Here is a 17,289-nt window from a genome sequence, read left to right as displayed (position 1 = left end):
AAAGCGCTGGCAGCTATCAAAACAAAAGCGGGTACACCCATGGACCCGCGGGCAGCAGGGAGACATGCATGGAGACACCGGCCATCCTCGTCCTGGGCGCCGTCGTGGCGGGCTTCGTGCAAGGCCTGTCGGGCTTTGCGTTCAGCATGGTGGCCATGTCGTTCTGGGTCTGGGTGCTGGAGCCACACCTGGCGGCGGCGCTGGCGGTGTTCGGCTCGCTCACCGGCCAGGTGCTGGCTGCGGTGACCATGCGCCGCGGCTTCAATGCCCCCCTGCTGTGGCCGTTCATTCTGGGCGGTCTGGTGGGCGTGCCCGTGGGCGCCAGCCTGCTGCCCCACCTGAACGCCCATTGGTTCAAAGCACGCTGCTGGTGTGCTGGTGCCCCGCCATGCTGATGGCGCGCAGCCTGCCGCGGGTGCGTTGGGGCGGGCGCACGGCCGACGCCGTGGTGGGCCTGTGCGGCGGCGTGATGGGCGGCATTGGCGGCTTCACGGGCGTGCTGCCCACGCTGTGGTGCACGCTGCGCGGCCTGCCCAAGGACACCCAGCGCGCCGTGGTGCAGAACTTCAACCTGGCGATGCTGGCCGTGGCCATGGCCACCTATCTGGCCAAGGGTCTGGTCACGCGCGACATGCTGCCCGCCTTCGGCATCGTGGCTACGGCCGTGCTGGTGCCGGTGCTCCTGGGTACGCGGCTGTATATCGGCATCAGCGAGGTCCGCTTTCGCCAGATCGTGCTGGGCCTGCTCACGCTGTCGGGCGGTGCGCTGCTGGTGGCATCCGTGCCGCGCCTGCTGGCATCGGCATAAAAATCGGCTCTAACTCCCGCCCAGTAAGCGCTAGCAGCTACTTATTAAATAGCAATCTGCTAACTTCCTTGCGCGCCATCACAGGCCGCAAAACCAAGGGGCAAAAAAAACGCACCCGAAGGTGCGCAAGGAGGGTTTGTTGAAAACTGGCGGCGGCGCCCGGCCGCCGCGTGCGTCATGCAGCGCTCAAGCGGCGCTCAGGCGCGGCGTGTCGCCGCCCCGCAGCGCGGGGGCCGGCGCGCCGGTGCGCGTGAAGGCCGCTGGCGCGTGGCCGTCGTCGGCCAACTGGAACTGGCTCACCACCTGCGACAGGCGGGCGGCCTGCTCGCGCAGCGACTCGGCCGCCGCGGCGGACTCTTCCACCAGCGCGGCGTTCTGCTGCGTCATGCGGTCGATCTCGCCCACGGAGGCGTTGACCTCGCCAATGCCGCCCGCCTGCTCGGAGGCGGCGGAGTTGATCTCGCCAATGATGTCGGTCACGCGCTGCACGCTGGACACGATTTCCTGCATGGCCTTGCCGGCATCTTCCACGTGGCGCACGCCGCCGTCCACGGCCGTCACGCTGGAGCTGATCAGGCCCTTGATCTCGCTGGCTGCGGCCGCGCTGCGCTGCGCCAGGCTGCGCACCTCGCCCGCCACCACGGCAAAGCCGCGGCCCTGCTCGCCCGCGCGCGCGGCTTCCACGGCCGCGTTCAGCGCGAGGATGTTGGTCTGGAAGGCGATGGAGTCGATCAGGCCGATGATGTCGCCGATCTTGCGGCTGGAGGAGGAGATCTCGTGCATGCTGTTCACCGCCTGCTGCACCACCTGGCCACCGCGCGTGGCGATGCCCGAGGCCGAGGTGACGAGCTGGTTGGCCACCTGCGAGGACGACGCCGTCTGCTGCACCGTGGCGGTGAGCTGCGAGAGCGCGGCCACGGCTTCCTGTGCGTTGCTGGCGGTCTGCTCGGTGCGGGCGGACAGGTCCTGGTTGCCGGTGGCGATCTCCTGGCTGGCCGTGGCGATGTTGCTGCTCGCGTCGCGCACCTGCGCCACCATTGCGCCCAGGCCGTTTTGCATGTCCAGCAGCGCGCGCTGCAGGTCGGCCGCCTCGTCACGGCCTTCCACGTGGATGCGCTGAGACAGGTCGCCCCCGGCGATCGCCTGTGCCATCGCGCGGGCCACTTCCAGCGGGCGGCAGATGGACACCATGTTCAGCAGCGTGAGCGGCACCACCACCACCACAGTGATCAGCACCGCCAGGGCGAACAGCCACTTGGTCTGGTCGGTGACGCGGTCCTGGTGCGCAATGGCGCTGTCCACCTCGGCGGCCAGGCGCTTGTCCAGCGCGGCCACCTTGTCGGTGGCGATGTTGAACTGCTCCACCGCCTTACCACTCATGCGGTTGGCGATCGTGGCGGTGTCGTAGCCGCCAGCCTCCAGCTGACGTGCCACGTGCGCAAACTGCTCGCGGTAGGCCACCAGGTGCTTGGCGACGTCCTTCGCCTCGGCCAGGTCCTCGCCCTGCCAGATCTGGCCCAGCGTGGCCGTGACCTTGCCCGCACGGTCCAGCGACGCCAGCCACCGGTCGTGCGCGGCGCGCACCGACTCGGGGCGCTCGTAGTGGATGATCATGTCCTTCTCGTGCTGGCGGATCTCACCCATCTCGCTGCGCAACTGGCCCATCAGCTTCACCGCGGCATGCGGCTGGCTGATGAAGTCCTGGGCCAGCCCGTGGATGCGGAACATACCCAGCATGCCGGCACCGCCCAGCAGGCCCAACAGGCCCAGTACCACGCCAATGGCGCCGATCATTCGCAGGCGGATCGTGAAGAGCCGCATGAGCGCGTAAATATTCATCACCGTTTCCTTGTCGTGTGCAGCCCCCGGCGGGCCACCCTCCCATGATGTGCGTCGCGCAATCCGTCACCCTGTCAGGCGATGGCTTGCGCGTGACTTACGAACGAAGCCGCGCGCCAATATGCAACAAAACGTTGCAGTTTGCCAGAGAAATAAGAATCCTTTTGTCTCGTTTATCCCGCAATCACCCCCGCCAACGCTTGAGCAACAACGCATTCGTCATCACGCTGACCGAACTCAGCGCCATCGCGGCCCCCGCGACCACGGGACTCAGGTAGCCCAGCGCCGCCAGCGGAATACCGGCCACGTTATATGCAAAGGCCCAAAACAGGTTCTGGCGGATCTTGGCCACCGTGCGCCGCGAGATGTCCAGCGCCGCCGCCACCAGCTGCGGGTCCCCGCGCATCAGCGTGATGCCCGCCGCGTGCATGGCCACGTCGGTGCCATTGCCCATGGCCATGCCCACATCGGCCGCGGCCAGCGCGGGCGCGTCATTCACGCCGTCGCCCACCATGGCCACGACATGGCCCTGCGCCTTCAGCGCATTCACCGCCGCCGCCTTGTCGCCGGGCAGCACCTCGGCCATCACCTCGCCGGCCTCCGGCTGCAGGCCCAGGCGGCGGGCCATGGCCTCGGCCGCACCGCGGTTGTCGCCAGAGATCATCACGCAGCGCACGCCCTGATCGCGCAGTTGCGCCAGTGCCTCGCGTGCGCCGGGCTTGGGCTCATCGCCAAAGGCCAGCAGCGCGCGCAAGACATAGTGCGCCCCCGCGCTCGGCACTATCGTGTCCTCGCTGCCCCCCAAGGGAGTGCTCGCGGCGTCGGGCGACCGTGCGCCGCTCGGATCCTGGGCGACCCGCTCGGCCACCGCGGACACGGTGGCGCCTTCGGCCTGCAGCGTGGCCGCACGATCGGCCAGCGGGCCCAGGTCCACGCCCAGCTCCTGCATCCAGCGCAGGCTGCCGACCAGATAGCTGCGCGCTGCCACCTCGCCCTCGGTGCCGCGGCCGGGCACGGCGCGCACTCCGTCGGGCGCAGGAACAGGCAGGCCACGCTCTTGGGCGGCGCTCACCACGGCGCGTGCGAGCGGGTGCTCACTGCCGCTCTGCACCGCGGCCACAGCCGACAGCAGTGCCGCCTCATCCACCCCTGGTTCCACGTGAAACGCCGTCAGGCGCGGCCGGCCCACGGTCAGCGTGCCGGTCTTGTCAAAGGCCACGGTCTGCACGCGGTGGGCGGTTTCCAGCGCCTCGGCATCCTTGATGAGGATGCCGTGCCTGGCCGCCACGCCGGTGCCCGCCATGATGGCCGCCGGCGTCGCCAGTCCCAGCGCACAGGGGCAGGCGATGACCAGCACCGCCACGGCATGGATCAGTGCAGCCTCCACGCCCGCGCCCGCCCACAGCCAGCCCAGCAGCGTGACGATGGCAATCGCCAGCACCACCGGCACGAAGACGGCCGACACCTTGTCCACCAGCCGCTGGATGGGCGCCTTGGCCGCCTGCGCATCCTCCACCAGGCGGATGATGCGCGCGAGCACCGTCTCCCCCCCCACGGCCGTCACCTGCATCACGATGCGCCCATCGCCATTGATCGAGCCGCCGGTGAGCGCCCCGCCCTCCGGGCCATCGGCGCTGCGCGCCACGGGCAGCGGCTCGCCGGTCAGCATGGATTCGTCCACCTGCGTGTGCCCTTCCACCACCGTGCCGTCCACGGGGATGCGCTCGCCCGGGCGCACCACCAGCCGGTCACCCACCATCACCTCGGCAATCGGCACGTCCACCTCGCCGTCCCGGCCCAGCAGGTGGGCCACCTCGGGGCGCAGCGCGTGCAGCGCGCGGATGGCGGCCGTGGTCTGGCGCTTGGCACGCGCTTCCAACCACTTGCCCAGCAGCACCAGCGTGATCACCACGGCCGATGCCTCGAAGTACAGGTGCGGCGTGTGCCCTGCGCCATGGGTGGATTCGGCCGTGGCCCACAGCCACAGCGACAGGCCGTAGCCCGCGCTGGTGCCGATGGCCACCAGCAGGTCCATGTTGCCCGTGAGCGCCTTGGCGGCATGCCAGCCCGCCTTGTAAAAGCGCGCGCCCAGAATGAACTGCACCGGTGTGGCCAGGATGAACTGCACCCACGCCGGCAGCATCCAGTGCAAGCCGAACAGATCGCCCAGCATGGGCAGCACCAGCGGCGCCGATAGCAGCAACCCCACCGCCACCGGCGTGAAGCCTGCCCAGGGCGACTGCGCGCCCTCCTCACCCGCTTCCTGCTCCTCCACGCTGCGCGGCTCGTAGCCGGCATTGCGCACGGCGCGGCGTGCCAGCGCCTCTATGCCCCCGCCGCTGGCGGCGTCGAACACGATGTGCGCGCGCTCGGTCGCCAGGTTCACCGTGGCGTCCTGCACGCCCGGCACCTTGCGCAGCGCACGTTCCACCCGGCCCACGCAGCTCGCGCAGGTCATGCCGGCAATGCCCAGGTCCAGCGTGCCCGCGGGGGCGTCGCCCGATGCGGCAGGGGAAAGGGAAGCAGAAGTCATGAAAGCCACCTTGGAATCGATACAGGGCGCACCTTAAACCCTGACATGCTGGCAAGGTCAAGCGGTAGGCGCGTGTGTCCCCGCTTGACTTTGACACCATGTCAGGCTTCATGATGCAGCTGTCGGGCACCCGCTGGCCCGCAACCCATCCACCGCCCTTTGATCGAGAGGACCATCATGCAATACACATTTCAAGTCCAGGGAATGACCTGCGGCCACTGCGAACGCGCCGTGGTGCACGCGGTGCGCCAAGTCGACACCGACGCCCTCGTGAAGGTAGACCTGCCCACCGGCCAGGTCATCGTGGAGAGCGACAAGTCGCGCGAGGCGCTGGCCAACGCCATCCAGGAAGAAGGCTACAAGGTCGCCGCATGAGCACCGCGCCGCGGCGCCCTGCCCACCGCGTGCCCAGCGACGGCGCTGGGCCCGTGGTCGCGCTGGACTGGCCCGTGGCCATCGGCACCGCCGCCGAGCGCGCAGGCGTCTCGGCGCGCATGCTGCGCCACTACGAATCACTGGGCCTGCTGACCGGCGTGGCGCGCACCGACAGCGGCTACCGCCAGTACACCGAGGCCGATGTGCACACCCTGCGCTTCATCCGCCGCGCGCGCGACCTGGGCTTCTCGATGGAGGAGATCGCCACCCTGCTCGGCCTGTGGCAGGACAAGCAGCGCGCCAGCAGCCAGGTCAAACGCATTGCCCAGGCGCACATCGACAATCTGAGCGAGCGCATCGCCGCCATGCAGGCCATGCAGCGCAGCCTGCAGGCGCTGGTGCACTGCTGCCACGGCGACGACCGGCCGGACTGCCCGATCCTGGACGATCTGGCCATGGCCGGCATCCCGAATAGCGGCGCCGCCGACGTCGCTATTTAATTCATAGCTGCCAGCGCTTGTGAACAGGGCGCTGGATGCCTAAAACACCCCAAACCAACCCGCCGGCCGGGCCACAATGGCCGCCTTGACACACCCTGCAGGAGGCATGCCATGGCACACCCTTTCAAGGTGGGCGACCACGTCAGCTGGAACTCCGAGGCCGGCCGCGTCAGCGGGCGCATCACCGCCGTCCACACCCGCGCGCTGCAGTGGAAGGGCTACACCCACCACGCCAGCGCCGAAGAGCCGCAGTACGAGATCCAGAGCGACAAGACCGACCATGTCGCCCTGCACAAAGGCAGCGCGCTGCACCGCCTGGCCCGCTGAGCGGCACACGCCATGGCCGCGCCGCCGCTCTACACCATCGGGCACTCCACGCTGGCGGTGCAGGACTTCATCGCGCTGCTGCAGCGCGAAGGCGTGACACGGGTGATCGACGTGCGCGCCATCCCGCGCTCGCTGCGCCAGCCGCAATTCCACGAGGACCGGCTGCCCGGCGCGCTGGCCGCGCAGGGCATCGCCTACACCCACATGCCGGCGCTGGGCGGGCGCCGCCCCCTGCAGCGCGGCGTGCCGCCCACCACCAACGGCTACTGGGACAACCGCAGCTTCCACAACTACGCCGACTACGCGCTGCAGCCCGCCTTTCGCGCCGCGCTGGCCGCGCTGCGCACGGCCGCTGCACGCGAGCCCTGCGCCATCATGTGCGCCGAGGCCGTGTGGTGGCGCTGCCACCGCCGCATCATCACCGACCACGTGCTGGCCGCCGGCGGCGCGGTGCGCCACATCCTGGGCGCGCGCACCGAGAGTGCGACACTCACCCCGGCCGCACAGGTCCACCCGGACGGTACGGTCACCTATCCACCTCCAACCACCGTATCTGCCCCATGACCCACCGCGAAGTCTTCGTCGTCAGCACCGCACGCACCGCCATCGGCACCTTCGGCGGCAGCTTGAAAGATGTGCCCAACACCCAGCTTGCCACCACCGCCGTGAAGGCCGCGATTGCGCGCGCCGGCATCGCGCCCGATGCCGTGGGCCACGTGGTCATGGGCAACGTGATCCCCACCGACACCAAGGACGCGTACCTTTCCCGCGTGGCGGCGATTGACGCTGGCTGCCCCATCGAGACGCCTGCCTTCAACGTCAACCGCCTGTGCGGCTCGGGCCTGCAGGCCATCGTCAGCGCGGCGCAGGCCATTGGCTATGGCGACTGCGACGTGGCCGTGGGCGGCGGCTCGGAATCCATGAGCCGCGGCCCCTACTTCGACCAGGGCGCGCGCTGGGGCCAGCGCATGGGCGACAGCAAGAGCATCGACTACATGCTCGGCATCCTGCACGACCCCTGGCAAAAGATGCACATGGGCATCACCGCCGAGAACGTGGCCGAGCGCTACCAAATTTCGCGCGAGATGCAGGACCAACTCGCCCTGGCCAGCCAGCAGCGCGCCGCCGCCGCCATCGCGGCGGGCTACTTCAAAGAGCAGATCGTTCCGGTGGAAATCGCCACGCGCAAGGGCACCGTGCTGTTCCAGGAAGACGAGCACGTACGCGCCACTACCACGCTGGACGTGCTGGCCGGCATGAAGCCCGCGTTCAAGAAAGAAGGCGGCACCGTGACCGCTGGCAACGCCTCGGGCATCAACGACGGCGCTGCCGCCGTGGTGCTGGCTGCGGGCGACCGCGTGGCGGCCCTGGGCCTGAAACCCCTGGCGCGCCTGGTGGGCTACGCACACGCCGGCGTGGACCCGGCCTACATGGGCATCGGCCCCGTGCCCGCCACGCAGAAGGTGCTGCAGCGCACCGGCCTGAAGGTGCAGGACATGGACGTGATCGAGGCCAACGAGGCCTTCGCCGCCCAGGCCTGCGCCGTGGTGCAGGAGCTGGGCCTGGACCCTGCCAAGGTCAACCCCAACGGCTCGGGCATCTCGCTGGGCCACCCCGTGGGTGCCACGGGCGCCATCATCACCACCAAGGCGATTGCCGAGCTGCACCGCACGGGCGGGCGCTACGCGCTGGTGACCATGTGCATCGGCGGCGGCCAGGGCATCGCGGCGATCTTCGAACGGGTTTGAGTCGTTCTGGCCTTCAGCGCTTGTCCATCAAGCGCTGCTAGCTCCTGATTAAGTAGCAACCAAACGATCCAGCACCTTCCTCACGGCCGATCAGAACGCCGTCTGCACCTCTTGGAGCGGGCCAATGAACCAGCGGGTGCCCACCCACCAGCCACCCGGCGGGACCGGGTGGCTTTTTTATGCCGCGGCTTCCGGCTTGTAGAACACCTCCACGCTGCCCTTGAGGGTGATGAGCAGCGGCCGGCCCTTGCGGTCCAGTGTCTTGCCGGCAGGCACCTTGATCCAGCCCTCGCTCACGCAGTACTCCTCCACGTCGACACGCTCCTTGCCGTTGAAGCGGATGCCGATGTCCGCCGCCTGCTGGAACACGGCCGCCACATGGTGCGGGCTGCGCGGGTCGATGGCCAGGCGGTCGGGCAAGGGGAGCAGGGCGGAGTCGGTCACAGGGAAAGGTCTCGGAAAGCAGTAAAGGGCCTGCATTGTCCCGCAATCCCGGGGCGGCTGTGGCCTGCATCGCAGTACCACGTCTCCATCGCTCCTGAAAAAGGAGCTGCTAACGCTGTTTCAGCCTTCGCTTGCGCCGTTTTTGCTCGGCAGTCTTCCCCGGAAGGGCGCCTTGTGGATAAGTCTGCGGAGCGTTCTGGCACAACTGGCCAGTTATGCACAGGTGCGGGGCGCATCTGGGGCTTGTCCCCATTTGCGGTACAGCAGGCGCCTGCAGCCGTCCCCATGCTTTGGCGCAGCGCAAGTGCTTGATCTGTCAAACAAAAATCGGCTTGCCCACAGGCCGGGCCGCCCTCTACTACTACGACTATTCTTTATAAGAACTACAAAGAACAACCCGTGGCAAACCGCAGCGCCGCACAAAACCCCTTTCTCGGCCCCGGATTGAGGAGGCTTCGGCGTAAAAAAAGCGCCTTGTCAGGCGCTTTTTTGGGAAAGAGGGAAGGTTGCGGTCAGCGCAGCAGCGCGTAGCCCACACCGATCGCGGCCAGCAGCCCCACGGCATCGGCCACCAGCGCGCAGGCCAGTGCGTGGCGTGTGTGCTTCACGCCCACGCTGCCGAAGTACACGGCCAGCACGTAGAAGGTGGTCTCGGTGGAGCCCTGCACGATGGCGGCCAGGCGCCCCACGAAGGAATCCACGCCATGGGTTTGCATCACGTCGATCATCAAACCCCGTGCGCCGGCGCCCGAGAGCACCTTCATCAACCCCACGGGCAGGGCCGGCAGGAAGTCGGTGTTCCACCCCAGCGCCGCCACCCCCGCGCCGATGGCCGCCAGCAGCGCATCCATGCACCCCGCGGCGCGGAACACGCCGATGGCCGCCAGGATGGCCACCAGGTACGGAATGATCTGCACCGCCACGCCAAAGCCCTCCTTGGCGCCGTCGATGAAGGCGTCGTACACGTTCACGCGGCGCCAGGCCCCGGCCAGCAGGAACAGCGCCACCACCCCCAGGATCACGCCCGCGCCCGTGGCACCCGCAATCTGGGCGGCTTGCTCTGCGGGCAGTTGCGCCAAGCCCGCCACCGCCGCCGCCAGCACGCCGCCCACGGCCAGCAAAGGCAGCAGCAAGCGCGCGCGCCAGATCGGCAGGCGCTGAAAGAGCGCCACCGCCAGCACGCCCGCCAGCAGCGAGGCGAAGGTGACCAGCAGCGTGGGCAGGAAGATGTCGGCCGCGTTGAATCCCGCGCCCAGGCCCTGCTTCAGCGCCACGCTCTGGCGGATGGCGATGACGGACGTGGGGATCAGCGTCAGCCCCGCCGTGTTCATCACCACGAACATGATCTGCGCGTTGCTGGCCGTGCCCGCCGGTTCGCGGTTGAGCGTCTGCAACTCCTGCATGGCCTTGAGGCCCAGCGGCGTGGCCGCGTTGTCCAGCCCCAGCAGGTTGGCGCTGATGTTCATGGTCATCGCGCCCTGGGCGGGGTGGCCGGCGGGCACGGCGGGAAACAGCCGCGTGAGCAGCGGCCCGGCCAGGCGCGCCAGCAGCTCGACCATGCCCGCGCGCTCGCCCACGCGCATCAGGCCCAGCCACAGGGCCATGATGCCGGCCAGGCCCAGCGAGATCTCGAAGCCCGCGCGTGCGCCGTCGAACAGCGCCGTCAGCAGGGCCTGGAAGATGCCTGCCTCGCCCAGCAGCCAGCGCACCACGGCGGTGGCGAACGCCACGATGAAAAACCCCGTCCAGACCCAGTTGAGTGCCATGGAACTCGATGGTAGCGGCTGGCCCCATCCGTGCGCCGTGGCAGACTGCACCCCATGCCGCCCCCCACCCTGCTCGTTGCCGACGACCACCCGCTGTTCCGCGCGGCGCTGATCCAGGTGCTGCACGAGCGCTTTGCGCCGCTGCAGACGCTGGAGGCCGCCAGCGCCGCCACGCTGGGCCAGGCGCTGCAGGACCACCCCGAGGTGGAGCTGGTGCTGCTGGACCTGGCCATGCCCGGCGCGCGGGGCTTCTCGGCCCTACTGCACGTGCGCGGGGAGTACCCGCAGGTGCCGGTGGTGGTGATCTCGTCCAACGACCACCCGCGCGTGATCCGCCGTGCGCAGCAGTTCGGCGCGGCGGGGTTCATCCCCAAGTCGGCCCCGGCCGAGGACATGGGCGCGGCCATCCGGGCCGTGCTGGACGGCGGCAGCTGGTTTCCGCCCATGGCGGCCGAGCGCTCCGAGGCCGACGCTGCGCTGGCCGCCAAGCTCGCGCAGCTCACGCCGCAGCAGTTCCGCGTGCTGCTGTGCCTTGCCGATGGCCTGCTCAACAAGCAGATCGCGCACGAGCTGGGCCTGGCCGAGAACACCGTCAAGGTGCATGTGACGGCCATCCTGAAAAAGCTGGAGTGCTACAGCCGCACCCAGGCCGCGGTGCTGGTGAAGAGCCTGGAGACGGAGCCGGAAGCCGCGCCCTGAGCGCAGTACCCTGCCGGCACAAGTTTCAAGCCAAATCGGCCTCTAGCGCTTGTCTGACAAGCGCAAGCAGCTACTGTTTGCGTAGCATCATCTGGCTGATGAGCGCGCGCAGTGCGGACGGGCGCACGGGCTTGAGCAGGTAGCCCCAGCCGCGCTCGGCCGCCTGGCGGCGCAGGGTGCTGCTGCGCTCGGCCGTCACCAGCACCACCGACGGTGCCTGGCCCCACACGGTGCACAGCCGGTCGTACAGGTCGGGGCCGTGGAAGGGCCCCATGCGCACGTCCAGCAGCACCAGCTGTGGCGCGTTGCCGGGCGCGGCCAAGTCCAGGGCCGACTGCGGGCCGCCCGCCAAAGGCACTTCGCAGCCCCAGCGGCGCAGCAGCGCGCCGGTGGCCTCGCAACTGGGCGCGTCGTCATCGATGTACCAGGCCGTGGTGCCCTGCAGGGGCTGGTCGCCCTCGGGCGGGGCGGCTGCGCCCGCGGCGGCGGGGCGGGGTGCGGCGGCGGCATCGGCCAGCGGCACGCACACCCAGAACACGCTGCCGCGCCCCAGTTCGGAGCGCAGGCCAATCTCGTGCCCCAGCAGCTTGCCCAGGCGCTCGACGATGGCCAGCCCCAGGCCCGCACCCCGGTCGCCGTCCTGGCTGTGGCCCTCGCCCAGGCGGCGGAACTCCTCGAAGATCTCGCGCTGCAGGCTCTCGGGAATGCCGGGGCCCTGGTCGTGCACCTCGATGCGCAGGTACCGGCCGCGGCGCCGGCAGCCGATCAGCACGCGCCCGCGGGGCGTGTAGCGGATGGCGTTGGACACCAGGTTCTGCAGGATGCGCCGCAGCAGCGCCTCGTCGCTGCGCACCGCGTAGCGCGTGCCTACGGTGCGCAGGCGCAGGCCCCGGCTGGCGGCGATGATGCCGAAGTTGTGCTGCATCACCTGCAGCAGCGGGCCGAGCGCGAAGTCGCGCACATGCACTTCCAACTGGCCCGATTCCATGCGCGAGATGTCCAGCAGGCTGTTGAGGATGCCGTCCTGCGCGGCCAGCGCGCCGTCGATGCTGTCGGCCACCTGGCGTCCGGCGGCGTCGTGCAGGTGGCCGCGCAGCAGCGAGGCGAACATGCGCGCCGCATTCAGCGGTTGCAGCAGGTCGTGCACCGCGGCGGCCACAAAGCGGGTCTTGTAGCGGTTGGCGGCCTCGGCCTCGCGCCGGGCGGCGTCCAGATCGCGCGTGCGTTCGGCAATGCGCAGCTCCAGCGCGTCGGCCAGCGAGCGCAGCTCGCGCGCGGCGTTCTTGTAGCTGGTGATGTCGGCGTAGCTGGTGACGAAGCCGCCGTCGGGCAGCGGGTTGCCGCGGATCTCCAGCACCGTGCCGTCGCTCTTGGCGCTCTCATGCAGGTGGGGCTTGCCGCTGCGCAGGTGCTGCAGGCGCCGCTGGATGGCGTCCTCGGTGGGCGTGGCGCCCAGCAGGCCGCGGCGCGCGTTGTGGCGGATCAGCGCCTCCACCGGCGTGCCCACGCGCATCAGCTCGGGCGGAAAGCGAAACAGTTCCACGTAGCGCGAGTTCCACGCCACCAGGTTGAGGTCGCGGTCGATCACCACCACGCCCTGGGGCAGGTGCTGCAGGCTGCGCGACAGGCCGGTGTCGGCCTCGCGCGCGGCCTGCACGATGCCGTCCTGTGCGGTGCGCAGCTCCTGGGCATGCTGGCGCAGCACGGTCTCCAGCTCCTGGCGGCTGCGCTGGCGCAGCAGGGCCAGGCGCTGCCGCTGGCGCACGAACAGCACCAGCAGTGCCAGGGCCAGCCACAGGCCCGCGGCCGCACCGGCCGCCCAGCGGCGGGCCTCGATGGCGCTGTCCGCGTGGTGCAGCAGGTGCAGTTGCCAGCCGGCGCCCGCCAGCTCCTGCGTGTGCCACAGCAGCGGGCCGGGCAAGGGGGGCTCCTGCGCGCGTGCCAGCACCGTGCCTTCGTCCACCCGCCGCTCCACCTGCAGGCCCAGCGGCGTGAGGGGCTGGCCGGTGTACTGGCGCGTGGCCTCCAGCTCCTGGCGCGCCTGGGGCGTGAGGGGTGCCAGCAGCCGGTAGCGCCAGGCGTCGCGGCTGGCGAGGAAGACCACGCCGTGCGCGTCCGAGGCCAGCACCACGTCGGGGCTCTGGCGCCATTCGCGTTCCAGCTCGGTCAGCAGGATCTTGATGGCCACCAGGCCCAGCGTTTGCCCGTCATCACCACGGATCGCCGTGGACAGGAAGTAGCCCGCCTCCCCCGTGGTCAGGCCGATGCCGTAGAACCGCCCGTGGCCCTGCGCCAGCGCCTGCTGCACGTAGGGGCGGAAGTGGTAGTCCTCTCCCACGTTGTTGGGGGTGTCGCGCCAGTTGCTGGCGGCGATGGCGCGGCCTTGCAGGTTGATGAGCGTGAGCGTGGACGAATGGCTGGCGCCGTTGGCCTGCTCCAGCTTGCGGTTGAGCACGTCCACCTCGGCGGGCGTGAGCGGGTGGGTCAGCGCGTCCCTCAGTTGCGCGTCCAGCGCCAGCACCTCGGGCAGGGTGCGAAAGCGGTCGATGCGCTGCTCCAGCGCCTGGCCGTACAGCGTGAGCTGGCGCCGCACCCCCTGGCTTTCGTCGTGCAGCGCACGGCGCTGCGCGTACTGGCTGGCCAGCAGCATGCACACGGCCATGCCCGCCAGCACGAACAGTGCGACAAGCGCGGTGAGCAGCGGGCGGCGGCGACGTAGCGGCATGGGCGGAGTGTCTCTGGGTTTGGTGTCCGCGGGCGGGGCGGGCGCGGCGTCTAATACCAATAGGTTATCGGCGCGGCGGCGATGCAGGGGTACAACCGCGGACTTCCAAAGATGCGCGGCATTGCACGGCCCTGGCGCGTCTTTTTTTCGACCTCCGGAGACACGCCGCATGCATGCCATTTCCTCTGCCGCCCCCGCGCCGTCGGTGCGGCTTCCGTTCTATCGCCAACTGTATTTCCAGGTGGTGTTCGCCATCATCATCGGCGTACTGCTGGGCCACTTCCAGCCAGAGTACGGCGCGGCGATGAAGCCGTTCGGCGATGCCTTCATCAAGCTCATCAAGATGATCATCGCGCCGGTGATCTTCCTGACCATCGTCACCGGCATCGCCAGCATGAGCCACCTGAGCGCCGTGGGCCGCGTGTTCGGCAAGGCCATGGCGTACTTCCTCACCTTCTCCACGCTGGCGCTGGTGGTGGGCCTGGTGGTGGCCAACGTGATGCAGCCCGGCACCGGCATGCACATCAACGTGGCCGAGCTGGACCAGACCGCCGTCAAGGGCTACGTGAGCAAGTCGCACGAGATGACGCTCACCGGCTTCGCGCTGGACATCATCCCCAAGACGCTGATCAGCCCCTTCGTGGGCGACAACATCCTGCAGGTGCTGCTGGTGGCCGTGCTGTTCGGTGTGTCGCTGGCCATGGTGGGCGATGCGGGCAAGCCCATCCTGGACTTCCTGGACGGCCTGACCAAGCCCGTGTTCAAGCTGGTGAACATCGTCATGAAGGCCGCGCCCATCGGCGCCTTCGGCGCCATGGCGTTCACCATCGGCAAGTTTGGCCTGGGCTCGCTGGTGAACCTGGCCGAGCTGGTGCTCACCTTCTACATCACCTCGGCGGTGTTCGTGCTGGTGGTGCTGGGCGCGGTGGCACGGGCCTGCGGCTTCTCGGTGCTCAAGCTGATCCGCTACCTGAAGGCCGAGCTGCTGCTGGTGCTGGGCACCTCCTCGTCCGAGTCCGCCCTGCCCTCGCTGATGGAAAAGATGGAGAAGGCCGGCTGTGCTAAGTCCGTGGTGGGCCTGGTGGTGCCCACGGGCTACTCGTTCAACCTGGACGGCACCAACATCTACATGACGCTGGCCGCGCTCTTCATCGCGCAGGCCACCGACACGCACCTCACGCTGGGCCACCAGATCGCGCTGCTGCTGGTGGCGATGCTGTCGTCCAAGGGCGCGGCCGGCGTGACCGGCGCGGGTTTCATCACCCTGGCCGCCACCCTGGCCGTGGTGCCCGAGGTGCCGGTGGCCGGCATGGCGCTGATCCTGGGCGTGGACCGCTTCATGAGCGAGTGCCGCTCGCTCACCAACTTCATCGGCAACGCCGTGGCCACAGTGGTGGTGTCGCGCTGGGAAAACGCGCTGGATGCCGACCGCCTGCACCGCGTGCTGGATGGGGAGGCCGAGTTTCTGCCCGAGCCCGAACGGGCGGTGGAACCCGTCGTGCTGGCCCGCCACCGGGCCTGATCCGGCAGCGGCCTTCAAGCCAGGCCCCAAGCCCATGCACCGGCAACGGCGCGTGGGTTTTTTTTCGTCAGAACGGCGCGTCGTCGTCGGGGCCGCTGGCCGCGGCATGCAAGGCCCCGGCGGTTGGTGCGGGGGCGGCAGCAGCGCCCCCCAGGCTCGTGCGCCCCTCGCCGCCCAGCGCCGCGATCAGGTCGGGAATCAACTGCGACAGCTCGCCCGTGGCGATCGCCACGTCGGCATCGAAGCCGCCATCGTCCTGCGCCTGGCCCTCGAACACCGTGTCCAGGAACGCCACCTTCTTGAGCTGCAGCCCCTCGGTCAGCACGAAGCTCACGCGGTCGTCCCAGCTCATGGCGAGCTTGGTGGGCAGCTTGCCCGCCTCGATGTGGCCCTGCACTTCCTCGATGTCCAGCGGGTGGCGGGCGTAGCGCACCACGGCCTTGGTCTCGTCGGGCGCCTTCAGCTCGCACTCGCGGTCGATGGAAAAGCCCGCCGGCGGCTCCTGCTCCTTGAGCCACAGCGCCATCGCCGCCTGAGGGCTGGTCTGCGTGTCCAGCAGCGCCAGCGACAGGCCGGGCAGGTGCTCCACCAGCAGGCTCACCACCTCGTCGGCACGGCCTTGGGCGCCGGTATCCAGCACCAGCAAGTGCGCCTGTGGGTCGATCCATACCCAGGTGCCGCCCTGCTTGGTGAAGGCCATGGGCAGCAGGTCCAGCTTGGCCTCTTCCTTGAGCTCCTTGGTTTCCTTCTTGCCGGGCTTGCGGCCGGTCTGCTGCTCGATCTGCGCGGCCTTTTCCTTCACCTTGCGCGCCAGCACGGTGGCCGGGAGCATCTTGGCTTCCCATTGAAAGCGCAGCATCCAGTGGCCGCCCACGCTCTCGGCCAGCAGCCCATGGGCCTCGCCGCGCGGGGGCACCCAGCCGCTGGACTTTTCCTGCGTGGCGCCGCACTCCTGGAAAGGCGCCTTGGCCAGCGCTTCCTCCAGCTGGGTCAGCTCCACCTGCCACTCGGGGGCAATGCGGTACACGATCATGTTCTTGAACACGGGGAGATTCCTTTTGAAATGCCGGCCCCGCGCCAGGGCTGCACGACGGGCGGGGCGGTGAATGGTCCTGATTTGATAGCTGTCAGCGCTTATTGGATAAGCGCTGGAGGCACTATTGGCATAAAACGACTGTAGCCGGCATGGTGGCGCATGCCGGGTGAATAGCAGAACTTTACACAGGCGCAGAATTCGCTCACGGGCGCGTTACACACGCGGCGCACACTGCTTTGCAAGCGCAGGGTGCAGTGTCCCCCATTCGGGTGGACCACCAGGCGCCCATCACTTCCTGTGTGAAGCAAGAAAGGAAACACCATGGCCCGTTTCAAGATCACCCAGCGCCTGGCCGCCACCGCCGTGGCGGCCGCTGTGCTCGCCGGCATGGCTGTGCCCACCCTGGCGCAACCCGGCCCCGGCCCAGCTGCCACCGAGCAAGGCGCATCCCAGGCGCAGCAGCGTCCGCGCCAGCGCGCCCTGACGCCCGAGCAGCGCGAGCAGTACATGGCCCAGCGCGCCGAGGCGTTCAAGCGCAAGCTGCAGCTCACGCCCGAGCAGGAGCCCGCATGGAACAGCTTCCTGCAGTCCATGAAGCCCGACGCCGACGCACGCAAGGCGCGGCTGGATTGGCAAGGCATGGACCAGCTCACCACGCCCGAGCGCATTGACCGCATGCGTGCGCTGCGCTCCCAGCGTGCGGCCGAGATGGACCGCCGCGGCGACGCCGTCAAGGCCTTCTATGGCACCCTGACGCCGGCGCAGCAAAAGACCTTCGACGCCGAAGGCAAGCGCATGTACCGCCACTGGGGCGGCGACCACCACCCCATGGGCAAGCGCTGGGGCAAGGACGGTGCGCGGGGCGACTTCCGCGGTGACGGTCGCGGCATGCGCCACCAAGGCCCTGGCCCGGGCGCAGGCGCTGCTCCCGGCGCGCCGCTGACGCCGCAGTAAGCCGGCCCAGGGC

General features: G+C 69.3%; 14 protein-coding genes and 1 pseudogene. 9 read left to right on the top strand and 6 right to left on the bottom strand.

Going from position 1 to position 17,289, the window contains the following annotated elements:
- The first annotated feature begins 68 nt into the window (after positions 1 to 68).
- A pseudogene (locus K2L43_RS00200) lies at positions 69 to 808 on the top strand (sulfite exporter TauE/SafE family protein).
- Positions 809 to 994: 186 nt separating this feature from the next.
- On the opposite strand, the gene K2L43_RS00195 reads toward K2L43_RS00200, so the two are convergent.
- Positions 995 to 2,647 (bottom strand): methyl-accepting chemotaxis protein, encoded by a 1,653-nt coding sequence (locus tag K2L43_RS00195; protein WP_220638237.1) that lies wholly within the window; start codon positions 2,645 to 2,647, stop codon positions 995 to 997.
- Between the two features lie 184 nt (positions 2,648 to 2,831).
- Positions 2,832 to 5,180 (bottom strand): cation-translocating P-type ATPase, encoded by a 2,349-nt coding sequence (locus tag K2L43_RS00190; RefSeq protein WP_220638236.1) that lies wholly within the window; start codon positions 5,178 to 5,180, stop codon positions 2,832 to 2,834.
- 177 nt (positions 5,181 to 5,357) lie between these two features.
- On the opposite strand from K2L43_RS00190, the gene K2L43_RS00185 reads away from it, so the two are divergent.
- The 5 genes from K2L43_RS00185 (at position 5,358) to K2L43_RS00165 (ending at position 8,130) form a co-directional block, all read left to right on the top strand.
- Positions 5,358 to 5,555: a heavy-metal-associated domain-containing protein gene (locus tag K2L43_RS00185; protein WP_011803490.1), complete on the top strand. Its 198-nt coding sequence runs from the start codon at positions 5,358 to 5,360 to the stop codon at positions 5,553 to 5,555.
- Positions 5,552 to 6,055, top strand: coding sequence for a Cu(I)-responsive transcriptional regulator (gene cueR, locus K2L43_RS00180; RefSeq protein WP_220638235.1), 504 nt, complete (start codon positions 5,552 to 5,554; stop codon positions 6,053 to 6,055). Before K2L43_RS00185 ends, cueR begins: the two co-directional genes overlap by 4 nt.
- A gap of 111 nt (positions 6,056 to 6,166) precedes the next feature.
- A complete protein-coding gene (locus K2L43_RS00175) occupies positions 6,167 to 6,382 on the top strand; it encodes a DUF2945 domain-containing protein (protein ID WP_011803488.1) in 216 nt (71 codons plus the stop codon).
- A 12-nt stretch (positions 6,383 to 6,394) separates the two neighbouring features.
- Positions 6,395 to 6,946: a DUF488 family protein gene (locus K2L43_RS00170; protein WP_047350749.1), complete on the top strand. Its 552-nt coding sequence runs from the start codon at positions 6,395 to 6,397 to the stop codon at positions 6,944 to 6,946.
- Positions 6,943 to 8,130 carry an acetyl-CoA C-acyltransferase family protein gene (locus K2L43_RS00165; RefSeq protein WP_220638234.1) on the top strand — a complete coding sequence of 396 codons (1,188 nt, stop codon included), beginning with the start codon at positions 6,943 to 6,945 and terminating at the stop codon, positions 8,128 to 8,130. Before K2L43_RS00170 ends, K2L43_RS00165 begins: the two co-directional genes overlap by 4 nt.
- Before the next feature lie 177 nt (positions 8,131 to 8,307).
- Here K2L43_RS00165 and K2L43_RS00160 read toward each other — a convergent pair whose 3' ends face one another.
- Both K2L43_RS00160 and K2L43_RS00155 read right to left on the bottom strand, forming a co-directional pair.
- The gene (locus K2L43_RS00160) at positions 8,308 to 8,610 is read right to left on the bottom strand and encodes a DUF3297 family protein (RefSeq protein ID WP_012655148.1); all 303 of its coding nucleotides are present in this window, start codon (positions 8,608 to 8,610) and stop codon (positions 8,308 to 8,310) included.
- 476 nt (positions 8,611 to 9,086) lie between these two features.
- Complete coding sequence (locus K2L43_RS00155) at positions 9,087 to 10,340, bottom strand: nucleoside recognition domain-containing protein (protein ID WP_220638233.1); 1,254 nt, start codon at positions 10,338 to 10,340, stop codon at positions 9,087 to 9,089.
- A gap of 54 nt (positions 10,341 to 10,394) precedes the next feature.
- Between K2L43_RS00155 and K2L43_RS00150 the strand changes: the two genes are divergently transcribed.
- Positions 10,395 to 11,039: a response regulator transcription factor gene (locus K2L43_RS00150; protein ID WP_011803483.1), complete on the top strand. Its 645-nt coding sequence runs from the start codon at positions 10,395 to 10,397 to the stop codon at positions 11,037 to 11,039.
- A 70-nt stretch (positions 11,040 to 11,109) separates the two neighbouring features.
- Here K2L43_RS00150 and K2L43_RS00145 read toward each other — a convergent pair whose 3' ends face one another.
- A complete protein-coding gene (locus K2L43_RS00145; protein ID WP_220638232.1) occupies positions 11,110 to 13,764 on the bottom strand; it encodes a PAS-domain containing protein in 2,655 nt (884 codons plus the stop codon).
- Between the two features lie 169 nt (positions 13,765 to 13,933).
- On the opposite strand from K2L43_RS00145, the gene K2L43_RS00140 reads away from it, so the two are divergent.
- Positions 13,934 to 15,286: a dicarboxylate/amino acid:cation symporter gene (locus K2L43_RS00140; RefSeq protein WP_011803481.1), complete on the top strand. Its 1,353-nt coding sequence runs from the start codon at positions 13,934 to 13,936 to the stop codon at positions 15,284 to 15,286.
- Between the two features lie 67 nt (positions 15,287 to 15,353).
- Here K2L43_RS00140 and K2L43_RS00135 read toward each other — a convergent pair whose 3' ends face one another.
- Positions 15,354 to 16,331 carry a recombination-associated protein RdgC gene (locus tag K2L43_RS00135; protein ID WP_220638231.1) on the bottom strand — a complete coding sequence of 326 codons (978 nt, stop codon included), beginning with the start codon at positions 16,329 to 16,331 and terminating at the stop codon, positions 15,354 to 15,356.
- Positions 16,332 to 16,643: 312 nt separating this feature from the next.
- Here K2L43_RS00135 and K2L43_RS00130 point away from each other — a divergent pair, with 312 nt between their 5' ends.
- A complete protein-coding gene (locus K2L43_RS00130) occupies positions 16,644 to 17,276 on the top strand; it encodes a Spy/CpxP family protein refolding chaperone (protein WP_220638230.1) in 633 nt (210 codons plus the stop codon).
- Positions 17,277 to 17,289: the final 13 nt, after the last annotated feature.

It is taken from the genome of Diaphorobacter sp. MNS-0, from assembly GCF_019602835.1.
GTDB lineage: Bacteria > Pseudomonadota > Gammaproteobacteria > Burkholderiales > Burkholderiaceae_C > Diaphorobacter > Diaphorobacter nitroreducens.
The sequence above is the reverse complement of the archived record's forward strand: the minus strand, read 5'-3'. Positions and strand labels throughout refer to the sequence as shown.

Bases quoted from the DNA above. Each gene is read 5' to 3' on its own strand.
- K2L43_RS00195 (WP_220638237.1), bottom strand. From the start codon at position 2,647: ATGAATATTTACGCGCTCATGCGGCTCTTCACGATCCGCCTGCGAATG.
- K2L43_RS00190 (WP_220638236.1), bottom strand. From the start codon at position 5,180: ATGACTTCTGCTTCCCTTTCCCCTGCCGCATCGGGCGACGCCCCCGCG.
- K2L43_RS00185 (WP_011803490.1), top strand. From the start codon at position 5,358: ATGCAATACACATTTCAAGTCCAGGGAATGACCTGCGGCCACTGCGAA.
- cueR (WP_220638235.1), top strand. From the start codon at position 5,552: ATGAGCACCGCGCCGCGGCGCCCTGCCCACCGCGTGCCCAGCGACGGC.
- K2L43_RS00175 (WP_011803488.1), top strand. From the start codon at position 6,167: ATGGCACACCCTTTCAAGGTGGGCGACCACGTCAGCTGGAACTCCGAG.
- K2L43_RS00170 (WP_047350749.1), top strand. From the start codon at position 6,395: ATGGCCGCGCCGCCGCTCTACACCATCGGGCACTCCACGCTGGCGGTG.
- K2L43_RS00165 (WP_220638234.1), top strand. From the start codon at position 6,943: ATGACCCACCGCGAAGTCTTCGTCGTCAGCACCGCACGCACCGCCATC.
- K2L43_RS00160 (WP_012655148.1), bottom strand. From the start codon at position 8,610: ATGCAGGCCCTTTACTGCTTTCCGAGACCTTTCCCTGTGACCGACTCC.
- K2L43_RS00155 (WP_220638233.1), bottom strand. From the start codon at position 10,340: ATGGCACTCAACTGGGTCTGGACGGGGTTTTTCATCGTGGCGTTCGCC.
- K2L43_RS00150 (WP_011803483.1), top strand. From the start codon at position 10,395: ATGCCGCCCCCCACCCTGCTCGTTGCCGACGACCACCCGCTGTTCCGC.
- K2L43_RS00145 (WP_220638232.1), bottom strand. From the start codon at position 13,764: ATGCCGCTACGTCGCCGCCGCCCGCTGCTCACCGCGCTTGTCGCACTG.
- K2L43_RS00140 (WP_011803481.1), top strand. From the start codon at position 13,934: ATGCATGCCATTTCCTCTGCCGCCCCCGCGCCGTCGGTGCGGCTTCCG.
- K2L43_RS00130 (WP_220638230.1), top strand. From the start codon at position 16,644: ATGGCCCGTTTCAAGATCACCCAGCGCCTGGCCGCCACCGCCGTGGCG.